Raw genomic sequence first — 4,440 nt, 5'->3', positions numbered from 1 at the left:
CTCCCCGCCCTGCACGATCACCGCGTCCGCGCCCCACGCCGCGACCTTCTCCGCATGCCGCCGCGCCCCGATCGACGGGATCACCACGACCCCCGCCTCCTTCAGCTCGGCGATCAGCTCGGCGGACGGCGCGAGCGCGAAGGACGCGACCCGTACGCCCTCCTCGATGATGATCCGCACCCGGTCGCCGGCGTCGGTCGCGTCCGCGCGCAGATTCACCCCGAACGGCTCCCGCGTACGGGACTTGACCTCGCGGACCGCGTCCCGGAGCCGGTCGGTGGTCATGGTCGCGGAGGCGAGGACGCCCAGCGCGCCCGCGTTCGCGGTGGCCGACACCAGACGCGGTCCCGCCACCCACCCCATGCCCGTCTGCACGATCGGATGCCGGACCCCGACCAGCCGGGTCAGCGCGGTCTCCATCACGAACTCACTTCTCTGAGCCGGGTGTCGGCGGAGTCGATCACCTCACGGATCAGCCGCAACTCGTCCGGGGTGGGTTCGCGGGTCGACGGCACCTCGTCCGGGACGACCAGCTCGAACCCCGTCGCCTCCCGCACCTGCTCCACACTCACCCCCGGATGCAGCGAGGCCAGCCGCATCGAGTGGTCGGGGGTCGCGAAGTCGAAGACACCGAGGTCGGACACGACCCGGGGGATGCGGTGGAAGCGGGCCGTCCCCGGGTGCTCGGCGACCCGGTCGTACCCCACCCCGCACACCATGTCGACCTTCTCCACGAACACCCGGGGCGAGTGCCGGGGTATCCAGTAACTCGTCGGATTGTTCAGCGTGTTGACCGGCGCCCCGCGCACCCCGAGCAACTGCCGCTTCGGCCGTGCCCAGTCGCCGATGCACGAGATGTTCTGGTTGCCGTACCGGTCGATCTGGCTCGCGCCCATCATCACGTGCCGCCGCCCGCTCGCCACCAACGTCAGATGCTGCCGGTACGGCAACCAGCCCTCCGGTGTCCCGTCCGGACGGACGAGCATCGCCTCGCCGTCGGTGAGCAGGAGATCCGGTGCGAAGGTGAGCCGGGCCAGCCGTGCGCCGACGGACGGGATGAACCCCATCGGACTGGCCAGGATCTCACCGGCGTCGCGCCACGCCTCCGCGCAGGCGATCACGCAGTACTCGGAACGCCGTACGTCCCCGCGCAGTACGTCCATCACCCTTGCTCCTCCTGCCAGTTCCGCACCGCCGACTCGTAGGCCTGTTCGTCACCGGCCAGGAAGCGCTCCGAGAACTCCGCCCAGGGTGTCGTCGCGTACAGCCGCTGGACGTCCTCGTCCCTGCCGTAGTCGGGAGCGCACGACGTGAAGTGGGCGCCGCCGGGGGTCTCGACGACTCCCGTCACGTTCAGCCGCTTGACGAGCAGGGACTGCGGCGGGGCCTCCTTCGTCAACTCGGCGGTGTCCACGATCCGTTCGCAGGAGACGTAGGCCGCGTCCGCCGCCTCGCAGAACAGGTCGTCGAAGTAGGGATCCGGGCCCAGGTACTGGCCGTTGCCCAGCCGGTCGGCGCGGTTGACGTGGACCAGGGCCGCGTCCAGCCGCAGCGCGGGCATCGCGACGAGGGTCTCCCCGTCGTCGTAGGGCGAAGTGACCGTCCGCAGGCCGGGGTTGACCCGCATGACGTCCGAGCCGATGCCCGCGCGCACCGGCAGGAACGGCAGCCGGTTCGCGGCGGCGCGCAGGCCCCACATGAACATCGCCTCGTCTACCTCCGTCAGCTCGAAGGCTCCGCTCTCGCGTGCCGCGCGGTAGTGCGGTTCGAGGGGGACCGAGTCGAGCGTGACGAACGTGGCCACCAGCTTGCGGATGCGGCCGGCCGCCGCGAGCATGCCGACGTCCGGGCCGCCGTAGGAGACGACGGTGAGGTCGGTGAGGTCCGAGCGGAGCAACGCCCGTACCAGGGCCATGGGTTTGCGGCGCGAGCCCCAGCCGCCGATGCCGAGGGTCATGCCGCTGTGCAGCCGGGAGACGACCTCGTCGGCCGTCATCGTCTTGTCGCTCACCTACGCCCCCTCTCCCGCTGTCTTTCCGGTCGTTCCGAACGTGTCGCGGACCCGGTCGGCCACCCCGCTGACGTTGGCCTCGAAGGTGAAGCCCTGTTCGAAGCGGTAGCTGCGGCGGACGTCGACGGGGTCGATGCCGTTGATCGCGGACTTGGCGAGGCGGATCAGCTCGCCGTCCTTGGCGGCTATCTCGGCCGCCAACTCCAGGGCGGCGGGCAGGAGTTCGGCGCGCGGTACGACCCGCCACACCGAGCCGTGCGCGTGCAGCTCGGCCGCCGTCGCCGTGCGTGAGGTGTAGTACAGGGCGCGCATCAGGTGCTGGGGGACCAGCCGGGCCAGATGCGTGGCCGCGCCCAGTGCGCCCCGGTCCAGCTCGGGCAGGCCGAAGGTGGCGTCCTCGCTCGCCACGATCACGTCCGCGTTCCCGGCCAGACCGATGCCCCCGCCCAGGCAGAACCCCTGCACCGCCGCGACGACGGGCACCTCGCACTCGTAGACCGCCGCGAAGGCCTCGAAACAGCCCCGGTTGACCCCGACCAGGGCCGACTGCCCCCGCGCCTGTATCTCCTTGATGTCCACGCCCGCGTTGAAACCCCGGCCCTCGGCCGCCAGCACCACACAGCGCACGTCGGGGTCGCGCCCGGCCGTGCGCACCGCGTCGGCCAGGGCGAACCAGCCGTCCACCGGCAGCGCGTTCACCGGCGGGTAGTCGACCGTGACTACGGAAATCGCCTTTGTCGAGGTTGAGGTGGAGACACCCATGGACGCATCAGCTACCTTTCCACCAAACATTTGTTAGGTGCGAGGCTTCGAAGCTAGCAGCCGGACAATCCGAGCGGGAGGCCCTGTGGACAAGCACCCTGTGGACAACTCGCGCGACCAGTCACTCGCCGGCAGAACCGTCCTCGTCACCGGCGGCACCCGAGGCGTCGGCGCCGGTATCGCACGGGCCTTCGCCGACGCCGGCGCCGAGGTGCTGACCTGTGCGCGCAGACCGCCCGAAGACCCGGTGAAGGGAACCGAGTTCAGGCCACTCGATCTGCGCGACCCGGACGCCGTACGGGAGTTCTTCGCCGCGCTGCCCCGGCTCGACGTGCTCGTCAACAACGCGGGCGGCGCGCCGTACCGCCCCCTCGTCGACGCGGAGGCCGAACGCCACGCGCGGATCATCGAGTTGAACCTCCTCGCCCCGCTCACCGCGTCCCTCGCCGCGTACGAGCACCTCAAGCGCGCCAAGGGCTCGGTCGTGATGATCGGCAGCGTCAGCGGCAGCCGCCCCTCGCCCGGTTCGGCGGCGTACGGGGCGGCCAAGGCAGGGCTGGAGAACCTGGCCCGTTCGATGGCGGTGGAATGGGCGCCGGACATCCGCGTCAACACGCTCGTCGTCGGCATGGTCCGCACGGAGCTGTCCCACCTCCACTACGGCGGCGAGGACGCGATCGAGGCCGTCTCCGGAACCGTCCCGCTCGGCCGCCTCGCCGACCCCTCCGACATCGGCGCGGCAGCGGTCTTCCTCGCCTCCGACGCCGCCGCCTACATCAGCGGCGCGAGCCTTCTGGTCCACGGGGGCGGGGAACGGCCGGCGTTCCTGGACGCGGCAACTGCCAACAAAGAGAAGCGAGTTGAAGGGTGATCGAGATGGAAGGAGACGCGGGATGGAAGGAGACGCGGGATGGAAGGAGACGCGAGATGAGCGGAATCTGTGACGGGCGGGTCGTCGTCGTCACCGGCGCGGGGCGGGGGCTCGGCCGCGCCCACGCCCTCGCCTTCGCCGCCGAGGGCGCCCGGGTCGTAGTCAACGACCTCGGCGTCGGCCTCGACGGCACCCCGGACCCCGACAGCCCGGCCGCGCAGGTCGTCGCCGAGATCCGCGCGGCGGGCGGCGAGGCGGTCGCCCACGGCGGCGACATCGCCACGGCCGCCGACGCCGCGTCCCTGGTGGCGACCGCGCTGGAGACCTACGGCCGGCTCGACACCCTGGTGAACAACGCGGGTTACCTGCGCGACCGGATGCTCGTCAATCTCGACGAGGACGACTGGGACGCGGTGATGCGCGTCCATCTGAAGGGGCATTTTCTGCCCCTGAAGCACGCCGCGGCACACTGGCGTGCGGAGACGAAAGCGGGCCGCACTCCGGACGCCCGGATCATCAACACCAGCAGCGGAGCAGGGTTGTTGGGCTCCGTCGGGCAGGGCAACTACAGCGCCGCCAAAGCCGGCATCATCGGCCTGACTCTGGTCGCGGCGGCCGAACTCGCCCGCTACGGAGTCCAGGTCAACGCGATCGCCCCCGCGGCACGGACCCGCATGACGGAACACACCTTCGCCGAGACCATGGCCGCGCCCGGCTCCGGGTTCGATGAGATGGCGCCGGAGAACGTGTCGCCGTTGGTGGTGTGGCTGGGATCGGGGGAGGGGGCCGGGGTCAC

6 protein-coding genes are annotated in these 4,440 nt (G+C 71.1%); 2 read left to right on the top strand and 4 right to left on the bottom strand.

All coding sequences use genetic code 11. From position 1 onward, the window contains the following. The 4 genes from AC31A1_RS47425 to AC31A1_RS47410 all read right to left on the bottom strand — a co-directional run. Window positions 1-420: NAD(P)H-dependent flavin oxidoreductase (locus tag AC31A1_RS47425; RefSeq protein WP_489659269.1), on the bottom strand; the 420-nt coding region annotated here is incomplete at its 3' end. Beyond that, window positions 420-1,163, bottom strand: a complete 744-nt coding sequence (locus AC31A1_RS47420) for a CoA-transferase subunit beta (RefSeq protein ID WP_489659268.1) — start codon at window positions 1,161-1,163, stop codon at window positions 420-422. The genes AC31A1_RS47420 and AC31A1_RS47425, both read right to left, overlap by 1 nt. Further along, entirely contained in the window at window positions 1,163-2,011 is an 849-nt protein-coding gene (locus AC31A1_RS47415) for a CoA transferase subunit A (RefSeq protein ID WP_489659267.1), read from the bottom strand. The genes AC31A1_RS47420 and AC31A1_RS47415 overlap by 1 nt, the downstream gene beginning before the upstream one ends. Further along, the gene (locus tag AC31A1_RS47410; RefSeq protein WP_489659266.1) at window positions 2,012-2,773 is read right to left on the bottom strand and encodes an enoyl-CoA hydratase family protein; all 762 of its coding nucleotides are present in this window, start codon (window positions 2,771-2,773) and stop codon (window positions 2,012-2,014) included. 85 nt (window positions 2,774-2,858) lie between these two features. Here AC31A1_RS47410 and AC31A1_RS47405 point away from each other — a divergent pair, with 85 nt between their 5' ends. Together AC31A1_RS47405 and AC31A1_RS47400 are read left to right on the top strand one after the other, a co-directional pair. Further along, window positions 2,859-3,644, top strand: coding sequence for an SDR family oxidoreductase (locus AC31A1_RS47405; protein WP_489659265.1), 786 nt, complete (start codon window positions 2,859-2,861; stop codon window positions 3,642-3,644). Between the two features lie 56 nt (window positions 3,645-3,700). Further along, on the top strand, window positions 3,701-4,440 hold a 740-nt coding region (locus AC31A1_RS47400; RefSeq protein ID WP_489659264.1), incomplete at its 3' end, for an SDR family oxidoreductase.

The organism is Streptomyces sp. P5F9 (assembly GCF_057961495.1).
This window is presented reverse-complemented; position numbering and strand designations above follow the sequence as displayed.